Origin of the sequence: Vibrio sp. SCSIO 43086, assembly GCF_051132235.1 — a bacterium.
GTDB classification, from domain to species: domain Bacteria; phylum Pseudomonadota; class Gammaproteobacteria; order Enterobacterales; family Vibrionaceae; genus Vibrio; species Vibrio diabolicus.
The window spans coordinates 2,905,556-2,924,514 of record NZ_CP072677.1 but is presented as its reverse complement, the minus strand read 5'-3'; the positions used below and the strand labels follow the sequence as shown (position 1 = coordinate 2,924,514).

At 45.0% G+C, this 18,959-nt stretch carries 17 protein-coding genes and 1 tRNA gene; 10 read left to right on the top strand and 8 right to left on the bottom strand.

What is annotated here, in order from left to right:
- Positions 1–43 precede the first annotated feature (43 nt).
- Both rraB and J8Z23_RS13880 read left to right on the top strand, forming a co-directional pair.
- Positions 44–457 carry a ribonuclease E inhibitor RraB gene (gene rraB / locus J8Z23_RS13885; RefSeq protein ID WP_005381081.1) on the top strand — a complete coding sequence of 138 codons (414 nt, stop codon included), beginning with the start codon at positions 44–46 and terminating at the stop codon, positions 455–457.
- A 166-nt stretch (positions 458–623) separates the two neighbouring features.
- On the top strand, positions 624–1,424 hold the full coding sequence (locus J8Z23_RS13880) for a glycosyl hydrolase 2 galactose-binding domain-containing protein (RefSeq protein ID WP_006742360.1): 801 nt from the start codon (positions 624–626) through the stop codon (positions 1,422–1,424).
- A gap of 19 nt (positions 1,425–1,443) precedes the next feature.
- On the opposite strand, the gene J8Z23_RS13875 is transcribed toward J8Z23_RS13880, so the two are convergent.
- The 5 genes from J8Z23_RS13875 to pepA all read right to left on the bottom strand — a co-directional run bounded on the left by J8Z23_RS13875 (position 1,444) and on the right by pepA (position 8,100).
- A complete protein-coding gene (locus J8Z23_RS13875; protein WP_301659997.1) occupies positions 1,444–2,349 on the bottom strand; it encodes a bifunctional helix-turn-helix transcriptional regulator/GNAT family N-acetyltransferase in 906 nt (301 codons plus the stop codon).
- 115 nt (positions 2,350–2,464) lie between these two features.
- Positions 2,465–2,869: a DUF2061 domain-containing protein gene (locus J8Z23_RS13870; protein WP_005397464.1), complete on the bottom strand. Its 405-nt coding sequence runs from the start codon at positions 2,867–2,869 to the stop codon at positions 2,465–2,467.
- Positions 2,870–3,071: 202 nt separating this feature from the next.
- Positions 3,072–5,930 carry a valine--tRNA ligase gene (locus J8Z23_RS13865; RefSeq protein WP_395217747.1) on the bottom strand — a complete coding sequence of 953 codons (2,859 nt, stop codon included), beginning with the start codon at positions 5,928–5,930 and terminating at the stop codon, positions 3,072–3,074.
- A 96-nt stretch (positions 5,931–6,026) separates the two neighbouring features.
- Positions 6,027–6,476: a DNA polymerase III subunit chi gene (locus J8Z23_RS13860; RefSeq protein WP_046873623.1), complete on the bottom strand. Its 450-nt coding sequence runs from the start codon at positions 6,474–6,476 to the stop codon at positions 6,027–6,029.
- Positions 6,477–6,591: 115 nt separating this feature from the next.
- On the bottom strand, positions 6,592–8,100 hold the full coding sequence (gene pepA, locus J8Z23_RS13855) for a leucyl aminopeptidase (RefSeq protein WP_005397459.1): 1,509 nt from the start codon (positions 8,098–8,100) through the stop codon (positions 6,592–6,594).
- Positions 8,101–8,300: 200 nt separating this feature from the next.
- Between pepA and lptF the strand changes: the two genes are divergently transcribed.
- Entirely contained in the window at positions 8,301–9,401 is a 1,101-nt protein-coding gene (lptF, locus tag J8Z23_RS13850; protein WP_006742363.1) for an LPS export ABC transporter permease LptF, read from the top strand.
- Positions 9,402–9,404: 3 nt separating this feature from the next.
- Positions 9,405–10,475 (top strand): LPS export ABC transporter permease LptG, encoded by a 1,071-nt coding sequence (lptG, locus tag J8Z23_RS13845; protein WP_005397455.1) that lies wholly within the window; start codon positions 9,405–9,407, stop codon positions 10,473–10,475.
- Between the two features lie 87 nt (positions 10,476–10,562).
- On the opposite strand, the gene J8Z23_RS13840 is transcribed toward lptG, so the two are convergent.
- Both J8Z23_RS13840 and J8Z23_RS13835 read right to left on the bottom strand, forming a co-directional pair.
- Entirely contained in the window at positions 10,563–11,042 is a 480-nt protein-coding gene (locus tag J8Z23_RS13840; protein ID WP_005397453.1) for an RDD family protein, read from the bottom strand.
- A gap of 184 nt (positions 11,043–11,226) precedes the next feature.
- Positions 11,227–12,495, bottom strand: a complete 1,269-nt coding sequence (locus J8Z23_RS13835; RefSeq protein ID WP_434633951.1) for a DUF2254 domain-containing protein — start codon at positions 12,493–12,495, stop codon at positions 11,227–11,229.
- Between the two features lie 227 nt (positions 12,496–12,722).
- Here J8Z23_RS13835 and J8Z23_RS13830 point away from each other — a divergent pair, with 227 nt between their 5' ends.
- Positions 12,723–13,388 (top strand): SDR family NAD(P)-dependent oxidoreductase, encoded by a 666-nt coding sequence (locus J8Z23_RS13830; RefSeq protein WP_395192065.1) that lies wholly within the window; start codon positions 12,723–12,725, stop codon positions 13,386–13,388.
- A 190-nt stretch (positions 13,389–13,578) separates the two neighbouring features.
- Positions 13,579–13,663, top strand: a tRNA-Leu gene (locus tag J8Z23_RS13825).
- Positions 13,664–13,992: 329 nt separating this feature from the next.
- Here the strand turns inward: J8Z23_RS13825 and J8Z23_RS13820 are convergent.
- Positions 13,993–15,276 (bottom strand): carbohydrate-binding protein, encoded by a 1,284-nt coding sequence (locus J8Z23_RS13820; RefSeq protein WP_182034390.1) that lies wholly within the window; start codon positions 15,274–15,276, stop codon positions 13,993–13,995.
- Between the two features lie 247 nt (positions 15,277–15,523).
- Here J8Z23_RS13820 and J8Z23_RS13815 point away from each other — a divergent pair, with 247 nt between their 5' ends.
- The 4 genes from J8Z23_RS13815 (at position 15,524) to J8Z23_RS13800 (ending at position 18,948) form a co-directional block, all read left to right on the top strand.
- Complete coding sequence (locus tag J8Z23_RS13815; RefSeq protein ID WP_025767645.1) at positions 15,524–15,829, top strand: PTS sugar transporter subunit IIB; 306 nt, start codon at positions 15,524–15,526, stop codon at positions 15,827–15,829.
- A gap of 88 nt (positions 15,830–15,917) precedes the next feature.
- On the top strand, positions 15,918–17,252 hold the full coding sequence (locus tag J8Z23_RS13810; protein ID WP_256954215.1) for a PTS sugar transporter subunit IIC: 1,335 nt from the start codon (positions 15,918–15,920) through the stop codon (positions 17,250–17,252).
- Positions 17,253–17,303: 51 nt separating this feature from the next.
- Positions 17,304–17,615, top strand: coding sequence for a PTS lactose/cellobiose transporter subunit IIA (locus tag J8Z23_RS13805; RefSeq protein ID WP_031780628.1), 312 nt, complete (start codon positions 17,304–17,306; stop codon positions 17,613–17,615).
- 10 nt (positions 17,616–17,625) lie between these two features.
- Complete coding sequence (locus tag J8Z23_RS13800) at positions 17,626–18,948, top strand: 6-phospho-beta-glucosidase (RefSeq protein WP_005397437.1); 1,323 nt, start codon at positions 17,626–17,628, stop codon at positions 18,946–18,948.
- Positions 18,949–18,959 lie beyond the last annotated feature (11 nt).

Here is an 18,959-nt window from a genome sequence, read left to right as displayed (position 1 = left end):
CGGGTATAGTGTTTCTATCAAGTAACTAATCTGGAGCCAAAACATGTCTCACGAAGATGAATATCTATCAGTAGAAGAATTAATTGAGATTCAAAAGGAAGAGACTCGCGATATCATTGCAGCATTGCTAGAAGATGGCAGCGATCCAGATTCGCTATACGAAATCGAGCACCACCTGTTTGCAGAAGATTTTGACACGCTAGAAAAAGCGGTAGTTGAAGCATTCAAGATGGGCTTTGAAGTGCTTGAAGCGGAAGAAACTGAAGATGAAGATGGCAACAAGTTGCTTTGCTGTGACGCAACCATGGAATCAGCATTAGACGCAGAAGCCATTGATGCGCAAGTTGAAAAACTGATTCACTTGGCAGAAAAATACGACATCATCTATGACGGTTGGGGTACGTACTACGAAGGCGAAGATGCGCTTTACCCTGAAGAAGATGAAGACGACGAGTAATCAAAGCTCACCTCTTTTAGAGAAACCAGCGTTTAACGCTGGTTTTTTTATACCTTGAAAATGGCATCCAACAACAGATGAATGTAGAGGTGATAAATAATTCACATTGAGTTTATAGGGGATTTCTCCCTATAATGCGTGAAAATTGATCTAGCGCAAGGTGTATATGCAACTCTCACTCGCCGGTTTATGGCAAGTCTCTCCACTGACGGACCTCTCGATTCCACAGGATGACATCACTTTTCCCGCCCCTTTAAGTCTGGTCCTGCCTGATGAATTGACGGAGGAAGCGATCCGTCAACAAGAATGGCACCTGATGCATGACATTGAAGTGGATGAGGCGATGATGGCATTTCCTGCAGTGGAAATGGTAATGGGTGGTGTTGATTACCATGCGGAGGTACGTTTGAACGGCGTGGCTGTGTTTGATTGTGATGGCTCGCAAAGTGTGTATAAGAAAGACATTCGCCCATACATGCAAATGGGGCGTAATCGCTTTGAGATATTGTTCCTAGAGGAAGAAGAAGATCTTTTATTCGATGAGGATAAGCCAGAACTGTGCCCGCTTTCTGAACATCAATATAAGAAAAGTGATGAGCGACTGGGCGTGTGGCAAGAACCGTACTTGCAGTTTATTCGCAACGTGCGTTTAGATCGCGTGGCAACCGAGCAGATTTGGCACCATGGTGGCGGGTGTGAATTTAAGGTCGATTTGTATTACCAGACATTTGCACCAGGGCTAGTGTCAGCAGCGGTAAAGTTTAATGGCATGACTTACCATATCCCAATTGACGTTCGTGCAGATCACGCCAGTGCACTCTTTCAGATTGAAGCGCCAAAGTATGCTGATCTTAATGACCCTGATCCAAATGATCTCTATCAGTTGTCTGTTGAATTGGATGGGCAACGCCAAAACTTCACTGTTGCATTGAGCCAGGAGCTTTGCGTTACCCATGTTGTGCTTTAACGTCTGATAATATTTTTTATTACAGTACCTTAAGCATTACGACTTCACATGCATCATGCCCTGTTTGTCCAAGCGGGGCATCGAGATGCTCAAAGCCTAGCTTTTCATACAAGCTTACCGCCTCTCTTAGACATTCGGTCGTTTCTAAATAGCACTGCTGATACCCAAACTGTTTCGCCAGTTGTAAGCTCAATGCGACGATGCGTTTGGCTAAACCGTGTCCTCGTGTTTGAGGTAAGAAGTACATCTTTTGCAGCTCACACACATTTGGCTCACCAGCTAAAGGGGCAAAGCCACCGCCACCAACGATCTCTCCGCGATGTTCAATGACCCAATAGGCGGCCCCGTTTTGATTATACACCGAATACATATCATCAAGCGTTGGATCTGCCACACCATAACCTCTGTCTGCGGTTAAGCCGTATTCTGCGGAGACTTTACGAATTACGTCTGCCACTTGCGGATTGTCTGCTTTGGTAAGAGGTCGAAGGGTGTATTCCTCTGCCTGACACACTTTTGTTAGCCCTTTTAGGTAAGTCTCTAGACCAAGTTTGAGTTGTTCTTGCTCACAGTCATCAAGTTGTGTAAGCAACTGCTCAAAAAAGCTGTTTTGCTGTTGGTCTAATTGCGCTAACGCCTGCTGTCCTTGAATTGTGAGCACTACGAGTTGGCTTCGTTTATCTTTCGGGTTTTCGATGCTCTCAACCAAACCTAATTTAATCAAACCAGTAATGGTGCGGCTTGCATTGGACTTGTCGACACTAAGCTGCTGCGCCAGTTGGTTGATGGTCAATGGCTGCAATTGGATTTCACCTAATGCGTGCGCTTGTACCGGGGTAAGAGCGACATCGCCGCATTGTTTATCGAGCATACCAAGCAATCGGACGGCTTGACGGGAGTAGTGTCGGAGTTGACGAGCGTTCATTATCACTTACCTCTAAAAATAAAGTTGCGCACCGCAATTAAATTAATTGCGGTGCGCAACTTTGTCAATGATAAATGTCATTTGGCTCGTTAGGAGACGTAGTGAGCCTCCATGTTTAAGCGTGGTGATGTAAACAAAACTGCGGTGCTGGAGTTTTTGCTGATGATTTACGCATCCATACTTTCTCGTGGAAGTAGTAAGCCACCGTATTCAAACTCGGCTCTAGCATCGCCATTACGCCGCCGACAAATGCATCACCTGTTAGTAAGTAAACCACGGTAAAAGCGACGCTGAAGTGCACGGTCGCAAAGCTTGCGGTTTTTAATTTGGTCATCCACTGACGAGCTTTAAGTGCTGGGACTTTTGCCCATGCCTTTTCATGAAAGTAGAAGGCTACGGTGTTCACTGAAGGCTCAATCATGGCAATTAAACTACCAATTAAAATGTCGCCTGTGAGTACGTAAGCGACACTAAATGCGATAGTAAAATGCAGTGCTGCGAAAGTTAGTGTCTTTTTCATGATAATTACTCAATCGTGTTTGTTTCGATGAGTTTATTATCGATAATAATTCTCATTAATGCTAATGGATGATGAGTATTGTTGCGATAGGGGAAAGCTATTGATGATGGTTTTTGGTGAAAGATATACAAAAAAGGTTGACCATGATGGCCAACCTTTGGATTCAAAGTGAGAAGTGTTAGTTCTTCTCTTTCACTGAGGCTTAAAGTGCAGCGATCGTTGTCTTCTGCTCTTCTAGCTTAGCTAGTGTCTCTTTGTAGCCTTCAAGCTTCTCACGCTCTTTAGCAACAACCGCTTCCGGTGCTTTCGCCACGAAGCCTTCGTTGCCCAGTTTGCCTTCGATACGCTTGATTTCGCCGTGCGTCTTCTTGATTTCGCCATCTAGACGAGCAAGCTCTGCATCTTTGTCGATCAAACCCGCCATTGGGATCATCAGCTCAGACTTGCCAACCAGTGCCGTTGCACACGCTGGGGTTTCTTCGCCAGCTTCAAGCACGCGTACTGCTTCTAGCTTCGCTAGAGACATCAATACTTGTTTGCTTGCTTCTAGACGAGAGGCGTCTTTCTCATTCGCTGCTTTCAGCATAACGTCTAGAGGCTTGCCTGGGTTGATGTCGTACTCAGCACGTAGGTTGCGGATGCTAGTGATGAACGCTTTCACCCACTCGATGTCGTCTAGCGCTTCTTGGTGGAAGTTCGCTTCGTCAAACTGAGGCAGAGTTTGTAGCATGATTGTCTCGCCCTCAACACCGTCAACTAGTGGCTTGATGCTTTGCCAGATAGTTTCTGTGATGTAAGGAATCACTGGGTGAGCCAGACGTAGCGTCTTCTCAAGTACCGTGATTAGTGTACGGCGAGTACCACGCTGTTGCGCTTCAGTACCTTTCCATAGAACGGGTTTAGTTAGCTCTAGGTACCAGTCACAGAATTGGTTCCAGATGAATTCGTAAAGCGTGTTCGCAGCCATATCTAGACGGAAGTTGTCGATATGGTTGTTGAACGCTTTCGCTGCGAGTTCAAACTGAGACTCGATCCACTTGTCTGCTAGAGAGTACTCGATCTCACCTTCACCAAAACCACAATCTTGCTCTTCTGTGTTCATCATTACGTAACGGCTTGCGTTCCATAGTTTGTTACAGAAGTTACGGTAACCTTCAAGACGCTTCATATCCCAGTTGATATCGCGACCTGTTGATGCCATTGCTGCAAGAGTGAAACGCAGTGCGTCTGTACCGTATGCTTCGATACCGTTTTCAAACGTCTTACGCGTGTTCTTCTCAATCTTCTTCGCTAGCTGAGGCTGCATCATGTTGCCACAACGCTTCTCTACTAGAGACTCTAGGTCGATACCATCGATCATGTCGATTGGGTCAAGTACGTTACCTTTCGACTTCGACATCTTGTCGCCGTTTTCGTCACGAATTAGGCCGGTAACGTAAACTGTCTTAAATGGTACTTGTGGTTTGCCATTTTCGTCTTTCACGAAGTGCATGGTCATCATGATCATGCGGGCAACCCAGAAGAAGATGATGTCGAAACCAGTTACTAGAACGTCTGAAGGGTGGAATACTTTCAGATCGTCAGTTTGCTCTGGCCAACCTTGAGTACCGAACGTCCATAGCGCAGAAGAGAACCATGTATCCAGTACGTCTTCGTCTTGGTGCAGCTCAATTACTGACTCTAGGTTGTTGTTCTTGCGAACTTCTTCTTCAGTGCGACCTACGTAAACATTACCTTGGTTGTCGTACCAAGCTGGGATGCGGTGACCCCACCATAGCTGACGAGAGATACACCAGTCTTGAACGTCACGCATCCAAGAGAAGTACATGTTTTCGTATTGCTTAGGAACGAATTGGATGTCGCCGTTTTCTACTGCTTCAACTGCGGTTTTCGCTAGAGGCGCAGTACGTACGTACCATTGGTCAGTTAGCATTGGTTCGATAACCACGCCACCACGGTCGCCGTAAGGAACTTGTAGATCGTGATCTTTCACTTCTTCAAGTAGACCTAGCTCGTCGAATTCAGCAACGATAGCTTTACGAGCGGCAAAACGCTCCATACCGTGGTATTTAGCTGGTAGCTCAGTGCTGTAAGCGTCGCTTGCTTCGCCGTTAGTGTTGAATACTTCTGCTGCGTCGCGGATGTTCGCGTCGAAAGTCAGAATGTTGATCATTGGTAGCTGGTGGCGCTTACCAACTTCGTAGTCGTTGAAGTCGTGCGCAGGTGTGATTTTCACACAGCCAGTACCTTTTTCCATATCTGCGTGCTCATCGCCCACGATTGGGATGCGACGATCAACGATAGGAAGGATGATTTCTTTACCGATAAGATCTTTGTAACGTGGATCTTCTGGGTTAACTGCAACACCCGTATCGCCTAGCATGGTCTCTGGACGAGTCGTTGCAACAACGATGTAGTCTTTGCCATCCGCTGTTTTAGCGCCATCTGCTAATGGGTAGCGGAAGTGCCACATGCTGCCTTTAGTATCTTTGTTCTCTACTTCTAGATCTGAAATCGCTGTGTGTAGCTTTGGATCCCAGTTAACTAGACGCTTACCGCGGTAGATTAGATCGTCTTCGTATAGACGTACGAACACTTCTTGAACGGCGTTAGATAGACCATCGTCCATCGTAAAGCGCTCACGGTCCCAGTCTACTGATGCGCCAAGACGACGAAGCTGTTTAGTGATAGTGCCACCAGATTCGCCTTTCCATTCCCAGATTTTGTCGATGAAAGCTTCACGACCGTAATCGTGTTTTGTTTTGCCTTCTTCTGCAGCGATCTTACGCTCAACAACCATCTGAGTTGCGATACCAGCGTGGTCAGTACCTACTTGCCAAAGGGTGTTTTTACCCTTCATACGTTCACAACGGATAAGCGTATCCATGATCGTATCTTGGAACGCGTGGCCCATGTGTAGGCTACCAGTGACGTTCGGTGGCGGGATCATGATGCTGTATGATTCTTTAGTAGTGTCACCGTGTGGCTTAAAGTAGCCTTTCTCTTCCCAAGTCTGATACAGAGCTTGTTCGATTGAAGTTGGGTTGTATGTCTTTTCCATAGCGCTCTTTTAATGGATACGTTGATGGTTGAATCTTAGTCAATCTTTATAAGTGAGGGATCTTAACAAGATCGCCTTAACTATAAGGATTGACCGTTAAGGATATTGAATTTCGATCGTTTGCAGCTGGTAACCTGCTTGACGGTAAATTTTATATCTTTCTCTTGCGAGTTGTTTAGCTTTTTCTTCGCAGGGCACGAAGTCTACCACTTGAGCAAACTTGTTCGCAAAGGTTGTCTCATTTTCCGCCAAATTAATTACCAATTGACGATTCCAAGACGGCTTTACACCGTTATGGCCGATCTCAATATTGGTGGCGTATTTCGGTCCCTCGCCTACGAGGTTATGTGCCATGAACTTGTCTGCATCAACTTGCCAAAAGGCTTCAGCGAGTTGCTCGGCGTGTGGTTTGTCTTGGCAGTTTAAATACACTTTAGCGCCTTGGCGGGCAAAGTGCTGCGCCAAAAACACAATGTACTCTTCAAAGCCAGCCACCGTTGCTTGCGGGCTCTCTTCGTTAATGATGTAGAAGGTTGCAGTTTGCATCATTCTCTCACTTGCCTTGGGTCTCTTCCTAAGACCATCTTAAGTCCCACTTTCATTTTAGAAAATTAGGATAATAAAAAAGGGCCTTGCGGCCCTTTTAGATGTTGTTCAGAAATTACTCTTCTGTCTCTTGGCCGCTGCGGTTCAAAAGGAATTGGACAAGCATTGAGACAGGACGGCCCGTTGAGCCTTTCGCTGCGCCTGATTTCCACGCAGTACCTGCGATATCGACGTGAGCCCAGTTGTACTTCTTCGCGAACTTAGACAAGAAGCAACCCGCAGTGATAGTACCAGCAGGACGGCCACCAATGTTTGCCATATCCGCAAACGGGCTTTTCAACTGCTCGTGGTACTCATCTGCCATTGGTAGACGCCATGCACGGTCACTTGCTTGCTCAGAAGCATTCACTAGTTCGTGAGACAGTGGGTTATGGTTAGAGATAACGCCACTGATGTGGTGACCTAGTGCGATAACACAAGCGCCGGTTAGCGTTGCAACGTCAACAACACAGTCTGGTTCGAAACGCTCTACATAAGTCAGTGCGTCACAAAGAACAAGACGACCTTCCGCATCCGTGTTCAGAACTTCTACAGTTTGACCAGACATTGTCGTTAGGATGTCACCTGGACGGTACGCGTTGCTGCCAGGCATGTTTTCACAGCCAGCTAGAACACCAATAACGTTAATTGGTAGGTTTAGCTTCGCTAGCGCTTTCATTGTACCGAATACCGATGCCGCACCACACATGTCGTACTTCATCTCATCCATACCTTCGCCCGGTTTTAGAGAGATACCGCCTGAATCGAAGGTTAGACCTTTACCTACTAGCACAATCGGTTTTGCATCTGAGTCAGGGTTACCTTTGTACTCGATGATAGACATCATAGATTCGTTTTTAGAACCACGGCCTACTGCTAGGTAAGAGGTCATACCCAGTTTTTCCATCTCTTGCTCACCAATGATTTTGGTGGTTACGGTTTCGTAATCGTCCGCTAGACGACGAGCTTGAGAAGCAAGGTAAGCTGGATTAGCTACGTTTGGCGGCATGTTGCCAAGGTCTTTTGAAGCTTTGACACCTGATGCGATAGCTAGACCATGAGTGATTGCTTTTTCACCCAAGTTTAATTCACGACGCGTTGGTACGTTGAAAACAAGCTTGCGCAGTGGGCGGCGAGTTTCAGGTTTAACGCTCTTGAATTGATTAAATGTGTATAGACCATCTTTAGTCGCTTCTACAGCCTGGCGTACTTTCCAGTATGTATCGCGACCCTTAACATGCAGTTCAGTTAGGAAACATACCGCTTCCATTGAGCCAGTCTCGTTAAGTGTGCTGATCGTCTTTTGAATGATTTCCTTGTACTGGCGCTCGCCAAGTTCACGCTCTTTGCCGCAACCGACAAGTAAAACGCGCTCTGACAAAACACCTGGTACTTGATGCAGTAGCAGCATCTGACCAGGTTTACCCTCTAGATCACCACGGCGAAGTAGTGAACTGATGTAACCGTCACTGATTTTATCAAGTTGTTCGGCTACTGGAGAAAGGCGACGTGGTTCAAACACACCAACAACGATACATGCGCTACGTTGTTTCTCTGGACTGCCACTTTTTACACTGAACTCCATGCGTACTCCTACATCCTGAAGACAAATTGCTCTAAATGTTAGATAATGATCGCTTACTTGTTGAATTTTAGCTCCAGGCTTACATGCAGAGCTGATTAAGCGACTAACATCTAGTTTATAATTTTTAAAAAAATAAATGGTTCAACGGGAAACTATAGTGATTCGACCAAAAAAACAAGTTTTGTATAGGTAATTTCAGCGTGATTATTGTTAGATATTTGATCCGCGAAACACTCAAGAGCCAATTTGCGATTTTTTTCGTACTTTTTTTGGTGTTTGTAAGCCAGAAATTCATAAGTGTTCTTGCTGATGCTTCTGATGGGGATATTCCTGCTGGATTGATTTTCTCGATTGTTGGTTTGAATATGCCAGCAATGGGGTTGTTAATGCTGCCTTTGAGTCTGTATATCGGCATACTGATCACCTTTGGTCGCCTGTATGCAGAGAGCGAAATTGTCGTTATGAACGCGACAGGTATTGGTAACAAATTCCTGGTACAAGCGGCCTTGTACTTAGCACTGATTACTTCTGCTGTGGCGGCTTTCAATGCATTGTGGTTATCGCCGTGGTCTCAAGACCGTGTTGAGCAACTTTATGAACAAGTGGCAGCAGAAAACAGCGTTGACTTGCTAAAGAAAGGGCAATTCCAAGGCACGCCAGATGGTTCATCGGTTGTCTTCATCGATGACATTAAAGACAATACATTGAGCAACGTTTTTGTCGCGCAGATGCGCCCGAGAGATTCAGTATTGCCGAGTGTGATGTTCTCGTCCTCTGGTGAAGTAAAAGAACTGTCGGACGGCCGTCAGGTCATCACCATGAAAGAAGGCACGCGTTATGAAGGTGTGCCTACTCGCGTTGAATATATGATCACAAAATTCGATGAATACGAAGGCGTTATCGGCCAGCGTGAGGTCAAAAAGAAAGGGCGAGATTGGGAAGCGTACCCAACGGTTGATTTGATTGGACACCCAGACCCAGAAGCGCAAGCGGAGCTGCAATGGCGGATCTCGTTATTTGTGTGTATTCCACTCTTAACGATGTTGGTTATTCCATTGTCGGCGGTGAATCCGCGTCAGGGACGATTTGCCAAAATGGGGCCCGCGATTCTTATTTATCTAGCGTATTTCCTGGCGATTAGTGCAACAAAATCTGCATTAGAAGATGGTGACATTCCGGCGGCAATCGGCATGTGGCCAATTAATGCGATGTTACTGATTGTCGCAATCATGGCCAATATGATGGACAGCGTTGCTGCTCGACGAATAAAAGACAAATTCCGTAAGAAGAGGCTCGCGTAAGCTGTGTTCAAAATCTTAGACCTTTACATCGGTAGAACCATCATCTCTACCACTGCCTTGGTTTTAGCGACGTTTGTTGGCTTATCGGGCATCATCAAATACGTAGAACAGTTACGTAAAGTAGGGCGAGGCGTGTATGACCTCACTCATGCGTTGTACTTTGTGTTGCTCAGTGTGCCGCGTGATATCGAAATGTTCTTCCCAATGGCGGCATTACTCGGTGCCCTTATTGGTTTGGGTATGTTGGCGTCAAGCTCTGAGCTGGTGGTGATGCAAGCTGCTGGTTTCTCAAAGTTGGATATCGGGTTATCCGTGCTCAAAACGGCGGTGCCACTTATGCTTATCGTTATGACGTTAGGGCAATGGGGCGCTCCAGAAGCACAAAAGATGGCTCGTGACCTACGATCCTTTGCGATATCTGGAGGTAGTATTGTCTCAGTTCGTTCTGGAGTTTGGGCTCGTGACGCAAACGACTTTATCTTTATAGGTAAAGTCGAAGACGACAAGCTTTATGCTTTAAATATGTGGCGTTTTGATGATGATAAGAATCTACAAAAAGTTATTTTCGCCGAAGAAGTCGACTATCAACAAGATAACAACTGGTTGATGCGCGACGTACAAATCACGGATATGAAAAATGAAAACGTGATTTCGAAGCAAGACATCGAACAGATGGAATGGCATACGTCATTGGCTCCAGATAAGCTAGCTGTGGTGACGGTAAAGCCTGAAGAGTTATCACTGAGCGGTTTGTATGATTACGTGACCTATCTGAAAGCTTCAGAGCAAGATGCGTCTCGCTATGAATTGGCGTTTTGGCGTAAGTTGACACAGCCGCTTTCAATTGCCGTGATGATGTTGATGGCGCTATCGTTTGTTTTCGGTCCACTCAGAAGTGTGACCATGGGGGCAAGGGTATTGTCGGGCGTGGTTGCCGGGTTTACTTTTTATATATCCAGTGAGTTCTTTGGCCCATTAAGTTTGGTATATGGCATATCCCCAGTGTTTGGTGCATTGGCTCCGAGCCTGGTGTTCTTAGCTATTGCGATTGCGCTGCTGAGAAGAAAGCTGTAGCTGAAGTATCACCGAATAAACCATGTTTCATCGGACTAAATGTAAAAGGAAGGCATTATGCCTTCCTTTTTTGTATTCCCGGATAAGTTAGTTTGCCTTAGGCAACACAACAACCTCTGTTTTTGCCCAAATGTCGTGGAACCCACGTTTCTTGGGATCAATCGGTACAGTCAGGTTTGCCAAACCAAAGCCAGATGTTGCAATGCGAATCAGGGCTTGAGTGACTGTAATCGGCGCACCGTCTTTGGCATTGCGAACTCGAAGTTTCCAAGCGCGCATCCCAAGTGTTTGCCCTGCTCGCGTCCAGAAGAAGACAAAGAAGTATATCCATACAACCGCAAGATACAGTGTAAATAGAGGGCTTAATACAGGGTGCTTTCCGAGCATATCAGCGGCATCTGCGTACTCGCCATAGCTCAACAGCCCTGCTGCATTTAGTGCAAATACAACGGCCATAACAATACCTGCGGCCATCATTTCAATTGCGATAATAATCAATGTGTCGTAAATCAACGCTGCAAGTCGACGAAAGAGACCTGCAGGTGGAAGAGTTGTAGACGTTGTCATTATTCCATCACTTACCTTAAAAATTGTGCGTCAGAATATAGATTCCCTCACCAAGAGAAAAGAGACCTAACGCACAGAGTCTTTAATTATGCATAAACGAAGTGACTTTTCTGCAGTGTGTTATGAACACATATCATGATGTACAAGGCCTTTCAGTAATCTATTTCAACTGAATTTTACTTGCCTAACCATTAGCTTTTTGGTCTGTAACTAGATTAGACAGATAAGAGAGTTGGTGTTTCTCATCTTCGGTATAATGCTGGCTCAAGGCGAGCTCTAAAGCTTTTTCTGATAGCTTGGTTGCAGGTGATAAAAACAACTTGGGGTGCATACTAGAAAGAGCCAGCAAGGCTTTTTGTAGGCGAATCTGTATTTGGAGTTGCGCTGCACCATCGTGCGCGATTGGCAAAAAGACATCATCAAATAAATCTTGGCAGCTTAATGCGGGCACAAATAGCCTAGGGTATCGAGTTTTGGTAGGTGGCTCGCTGAGTGACTCTCCCCATAATGAAAGCGCTCGTACAGAACGCCCAAGAACATCAATCGCGGTACCGTTATCATTCACTGCGGGGGAGAGAGCTCGTGAGGCGATCTCCGCCATAACGACTAATCCAAAACGAGGATCTTGATCATAGGAACGCTCCGTTCGAATCGTGAAGGCCGCCGTTACTTCGCTTTCGTCTGGCAACGCTCCACAAACCCAAGCCAATGGTTGACTCACATACACAAAGCTTCCTGGTTGTCGTTCAAGATAGATAGTGCATTGGTTTGCTTCAGCAATACTATCGAGATGATGCATATCAACATGCTGTAAGTAGCCAATTTCTTGGCTGAAAATAGGCTTGCTTCCTCTGGGTTTATGTTCTGGATGGCTCCATGGGTGAGCGCCTAGCCAACGCTCTTTGCCCCGTTTTCTTATCGCATCTAACAAAGCTTGTTCCACGTAGGAGGTAGTTTCACTGACTCTCCCTAGTACGGAAAGGTGCTGAATCCAACGTAGCAAGGTGAGTATGATCATCACGATCACGGCGATGGTTACGATGAATAGGTAAATTTGTGCTTGTTGATGATAGGCGCCAATGCCTAGCGCGATAATGCCTACCAAACTAAATAGAAAGGAGCCAAGAAAGGTCGCCAAAGCATTTTGTGTTGTGCTGTCTTCCATCAACAGTTTTGTCGCTCGCGGCGTTACCCCTGCACTAGCGGCACTGTACGCTGAGACCATTATATTGAGCGAGAATGTGGTCACCGCAAGCATGGAAGTCGCGAGGATATTTAATATGTTGTTAAGCAAATCCTTACTGACGTTGATTGCAGGAGGCAGAGTAATGAACTGGTTTAAAACAATGGATATTAGGGCAGTGGCGACAGCAAGTAAGGCATAAAGTGACGTGCGAACCCACAGTTTACGCGTCATTTGCTTCAGTAACCATTGCCATTTTGACCCAGTCATTCGTATGCTCCTATGAGGTTCTTACTCGAAAGTCGATAGAAAATTCAGAAAGTTATTCTTGCTTAAGCATAGGTTAAATCTTCCTCGTTCTACTTGGTATTTCATGCATCATGAGAGTAAGAAAGCCGCTTGCTTCAAAGAATGGTGTTCTTGAGGTGTGAATTACCAAGATTCTGTTACCTTAATTGATAGATGCATTAAAAGTATGTGATTGATAAGAGGTAGCCATGATTGTAATTACAGGTGCAAGTAGCGGTTTAGGGGCTGAGCTGACAAAGCGTTATGATGCGGAAGACAAAGAGACGTATATCATAGGAAGAAACACAGAAAAACTATCCGCATTAGCTAAACAACTCTCTCATAACGTCGGCTATCAAGCTTGCAACCTTTCACTGCATCAAGATGTGAAACACCTATTTGATGGGATGAAACAGCCGCCTGAAATGGTCATTCATAGTGCGGGAAGTGGTTATTTTGGCGAACTGGAAGAGCAGGAGCCGGAAGAGATTCAAAAACTGATTGATAATAACCTGAATTCTGCCATTCATGTATTAAGAGAGTTAGTAAAGCGTTACAAAGATCAACCGATAAAAGTGGTCATGGTTATGTCTACTGCTGCGCAACAGCCTAAAGCGCAAGAGTCTACGTATTGTGCTGTGAAGTGGGCTGTCAAAGGATTAATCGAGTCGGTTCGTTTGGAGTTAAAAGGAAAGCCGATGAAAATTATCGCGGTTTATCCTGGTGGTATGGATACGGAATTCTGGAAGACAAGCGGCAACACGATGGACACGAGTCACTTCATGCAAGCGGAAGATGCTGCCGAGATGCTCCATACGGCTTTGTCGAGCATTGGGAATGGTTATGTTTCTGATATTACAGTGAATAGAATTTAAAAAGAGTTACGTATATTCATTTCCACTTGGAACAGTAGTAGGAAATGGAGTGTACGTTTCTTATCAGTACAGCTTTGTCACACTTTGTGGCGAAATTATCAGCAAACGATAGTTATTTAAGGTATTTCTGCTTGCGCAGGTCAAAAGCTTCCGTATAATGCCAACCATCAAAGGGCAATAGCCCAAAGATGCCGGTGTGGTGAAATTGGTATACACGACGGATTCAAAATCCGTTGCCTTCGGGCGTGGCGGTTCAAGTCCGCCCACCGGTACCATATATAGAAAGGTCGCTCTTATAGCGGCCTTTCGTCGTTTTAGGTGCTTGTAAATATCAAAAGAAAGTTAGCGTTGCCTTTGCGGTGGCGGTAGGAGTGCTTGTCCAATCAACTCTGCCCACGGGTACCATAATTCATATGATAAAGCCTCGACGAAAGTCGGGGCTTTGTTGTGTCTAGGGTTTGTGAATTCAAATCCAGCGTGGCGTCAGGAATGCCAGGTCCAGTCACTCCACTCTTTACTGCTTTCCATTTTTACTTTTCTAAAAATAAAAAAGCGCGAGGGATTACCTCGCGCAAGCTACTACATGATAATAGTAGGGAACAGCTTATAGAGCTGTGAACAAGGTGTTCTGTGAGTCAGGTGTCCAATCGGCTTGAGATACGTGTGGCACGTTGACGAGATAACGTTTGCCAGAGTACGTCACAACATCTCCCTCTTTATATGAAACATTCACTTCCCAATTTGTTGCCGGATCAGCATTGGTCCAAAGGCTAGAGGTTGGGGAAGGTGCCCAGTCCTGCTGTGCGTTATGGCTGGTCACTGCTTGGTAAACGGTGCCTAAATGTAGGACGTAGTCGCCAGCGTTGTAGCTATGACCAACTTGCCAGTTTGGTGTGTAGTTATCCATCGTATCGAATACATAGCCAGCTTGTTTTGCTAGTCGGATAAATTCCGCTAATTTAGGTAAATTCTTGGTTGCGCCCATTCCTCGCTTACCGTCTTCAAACAAAAACTCATGCGTTAGAATAATGACCTTGTCTGCGTGGAGTGGTGTACCACATGGAAACTCTTGTGCTTTTGAATTGATAGGGTTGATGGTGGTAGGAGCACAGTTGTTCAATGCTGCATCTACGTAACCTAGGAAAGGTTCTGCCTCTGTTAGACTGTTGGCTGGCATTGCTATCCCCCAGTTTTCAGGTGCCCAATCCACATCCCAACCATGTGTTTGATAGCCTTTATTAGCCAGAATGTTTTGTACCGCAATTGAGGCTTTCACACTGTTTGATAGGTCGTTGATATTACAAACGTAGCCTGGTTCCCAAGGTTTAAAGTCATCAGACGTTGCACATAATCCATCTGCTTTGAAGTCTTTAGTCACGCGCCAGCCGTTGGTGTAGGGCAGTCTAGCAAACTCTGTTGCCTTATAATTCGGGTAGCTTGTAATGTTAGGCAGATACTTTTCTAAAACAGATAAGTTTTCTGTAAACATTGAGGCATCGTAAACAGGATCTTGGTACGAGTTAAGCTGGTGGTCGCCGGTAGCATTACATTCTGCTGCGCTATTAGGTCCAAACTCATCAACGCAGTTATGAACCATATGATCGTAACTATGGTTCGCGACAATATGACCAGTGTCTAATGCGAGCTTTAAGGCTTCTAGCGAACGGTCTTCATTCTCATCACCAATTCCGTCTAAGTGCCAAGCATTAAAGTAAAACGTCGCTTTGATATCTTCTTGGTTAAGTACTTGAATAACGTCAATAGATGCATTGATTGGTCCATCATCAAACGTTAGATAAATGGTGCCTTTAGAGTCGGTTTGAGCAAATGAGTATTGTGATAGTGCGGCACTTACAAGCGTTGCAATAGCCAATTTATTAAATTTCATTCTCTATTCCTTTTTAGAAATTAATAACGACGTTGTCAGTAGTAATATATTGATAATTTGAAACCTAATGTGGTGTCTTAATTTATTTCCTGACTTTTATCCTAGACCTAAATAATTACTAAAAAACAGGTCGTATTTTCTAAATTGGGATTGTGTTCACGAATAATGCAACCGGTTGCGCTTTTTTGTCTTGGTTATTTTTGCTACAGTTTTTGCAGGTTGAAATTTACACAACGGGAGTAAGGCTATGAAAAAGATCCTTTTATGCTGTAGCGCAGGGATGTCAACCAGTATGCTTGTTAAAAAAATGGAGCAAGCTGCTGAAAATAAAGGAATTGAGTGCAAAATTGATGCGATGTCAGTGAATGCATTTGAAGATGCAATTAAAGAGTACGATGTTTGTCTTCTCGGGCCTCAAGTACGTTTTCAGCTAGAAGAGCTAAGAAAAACGGCGCAAGAGCATGGTAAAAACATTGATGCGATTTCTCCTCAGCATTATGGAATGATGAAGGGAGAAGAAGTACTAGAGCAAGCATTAGAATTAATTAACTAAACCATAGTTTTAAATTAAAAAAGATAACTGTACATCAAATATAAATATTTGATGCGGGATTCTTTTGCCTAAAATAAGGATGGATTCTATGAAGCTTTATGACGCAATTATAGGCGCAGTCGAAAAGCATATAGCCCCTATAGCAGCAAAAGTGGGGAATCAGCCCCATGTTCGAGCAATGAGAGACGGTTTTATAGTTGCAATGCCGTTTATTATTGTCGGTAGTTTCATTTTGATTTTTGCATTCCCACCATTTGCCGAAGACACGACCTTTACTTTCGGTCGAATTTGGCTCGATTTCGCCACCACACATTTTGATACCATAATGATGCCCTACAACATGTCGATGGGGATCATGACCATTTTTGTTTCGCTCGGCGTTGCTTATAGCTTAGCTAAGGCTTACAAGATGGATGGGATCACGAGTGCAGTATTGTCGCTGATGTCTTTTTTACTCATCGCGGCCCCTGCTAAAGATGGCGCGTTGTCTATGTCACACATGGGAGGAACCGGGATCTTCACCGCAGTGATGTGTGCATTCTTCTCGGTAGAGCTCTACCGTTTTATGAAAAGGCACAATATTACGATTCGTATGCCAGAGCAGGTGCCACCTGCGATTGCACGATCATTTGAAGTACTGTTACCAGTCTTAGCGATATTCATTACCTTATATCCACTTAGCCTTTTCGTGCAAACCCAGTACGACATGCTGATTCCAGATGCTGTCATGGCAGTCTTTAAGCCTTTAATTAGTGCGTCTAACTCATTGCCTGCCATTATTGGCGCTCTATTGCTTTGCCAATTACTTTGGTTTGCGGGTATCCATGGTGCTGCAATTGTTGTGGGGCTGCTTTCTCCAATTTTCTTGACCAACATTGGTGCCAACATCGAAGCCTTTGTTGCAGGTGAACCGATTCCAAACGTATTTACTCAGCCTTTCTGGGATTTTTACATCTTTATCGGTGGCTCTGGTGCAACACTTGCTCTTGTTATGCTGATGTCATTTAGCCGTTCTGTTCACCTTAAGAGTATTGGTCGAATGAGTGCGGTGCCTGGCTTCTTCCAAATCAATGAACCTGTGATCTTCGGTAGCCCAGTTGTGATGAACCCGACCTTGTTTATCCCGTTCGTCTTCGCTCCAGTCATCAACGCTACGATTGCGTACTTTGCTGTGCATGTCGGCTTTGTGGGCATGGGTGTCGCTACAACGCCTTGGACAACACCAGCACTGATAGGTGCTTCGTGGGGTAGCGGTTGGACCTTTGCTCCAGTATTGCTCGTCATTGGTTTATTGATTCTTGATCTAATTATCTACTTCCCATTCTTCAAAATGTTTGAGAAGCAAATGTTGGAGCAAGAACTACCGACGACGAAAGAAACTAAAGATGAGGCGCAACCTTCAGGCGAAGGTGTTACTGCTTAACGGTGCTTAATGGGCCGCAATTACCGCGGCCCGATTTTCGGAGAGAAAATGATGGAACAAGAATTGGTTGTGATGGAGATCATCTGTAATGCTGGCGAAGCCAGAAGTTTGAGCTACGAGGCGTTGCGTTTATCTAGAGAACAAGATTTTGATGCGGCTGAGGAGAAGCTCTCTCAAGCAAGAGAGTGCATTAACAAAGCCCACTTAATTCAGACTCAGTTGATTGAGGAAGATCAGGGGGAAGGGAAAGTCCCGATGACGTTAGTGATGGTACATGCTCAAGATCACTTAATGACCACGATTTTGGCTCAAGAAATGGCTGTAGAAATCGTTGCACTGAACAAAAAAATCTCGAACAAATAAGGGGAGAAAAATGTCTAGAGAGGCGATCAAACTTGCCATTATTGGCGGTGGTAGTAGTTATACCCCTGAACTGGTTGAAGGGGTTATTAAGCGCTTAGAATATTTACCCGTTAAGAAGATTCATTTTGTGGACATTGAGTCAGGAGCTGAGAAGCTTGAGATTATCAAAGGTCTAGCGCAGCGAATGGTTGATAAAGCAGGTGCAAAGATTGAGATAAAAGCAGACTTTGATCGTCGTGCTGCGATAAAAGATGCGGACTTTGTGATGACGCAGTTCCGTGTGGGTGGTCTTGCTGCTCGTGCTAATGACGAGCGAATTCCAATTAAATACGACGTCATCGGCCAAGAAACAACAGGCCCTGGTGGGTTTGCTAAAGCACTGCGAACCATCCCGGTTATTCTTGATATATGTAAAGATATTGAAGAGTTGGCACCCAATGCATGGATGCTCAATTTCACCAACCCTGCGGGTTTGGTCTCGGAAGCCGTCAGTAAGTACACCAAAGTAAAGAGTATTGGTTTATGTAATGTGCCGGTTTCGATGGAAATGATGATCGCAGAAATGATGGAGTGCGAGCCAAAAGAGCTACAACTGGAGTTTGCCGGATTAAACCATCTCGTTTGGGTGCACAAAGCATGGCTCAATGGAGAAGATATTACTCAAACGGTATTAGAGAAAGTCGGTGATGGTGCTAACTTCAGCATGAAGAACATCTGGGAAGAACCGTGGGATCCAGCATTTTTAAAAGCGCTGGGGGCGATACCATGTCCTTACCATCGTTATTTCTATCAAACCGATGCTATGCTCGCTGAAGAGAAACAAAGCGCGGGTGAAAAGGGCACTCGTGCTGAGCAGGTAATGGAAACAGAAAATGCGCTATTCAAGCTCTATCAAGATCCTAATCTCGATCATAAGCCGAAAGAGTTAGAAGAGCGGGGTGGGGCTTATTATTCAGATGCATCACTAAACTTGGTTGATTCAATTTATAACAATCGTAATAGTATTCATGTTGTTAACGTCTTAAATAACGGAGCGATTAACGGCCTCCCCGACGATGCTGTGATTGAGTGTAGCGCGGTGATTGGTAGTTGGGGCGCGAAACCTCTTGCGGTTGGTGAGCTGTCAAACAATATCAAAGGATTACTCTATCAAGTCAAAGCATATGAACAGTTGACAATAGACGCTGCTGTTGAAGGTAATTATGACAAAGCGCTCATGGCATTAACCAACAACCCATTGGTGCCAGACATTGGTCGTGCCAAGTCAATTCTGGATGATATCCTAGCGGTGAACGCTCCGTATTTACCTCAATTTAAACTAACGACGTTGTAGTACTAAGGAAG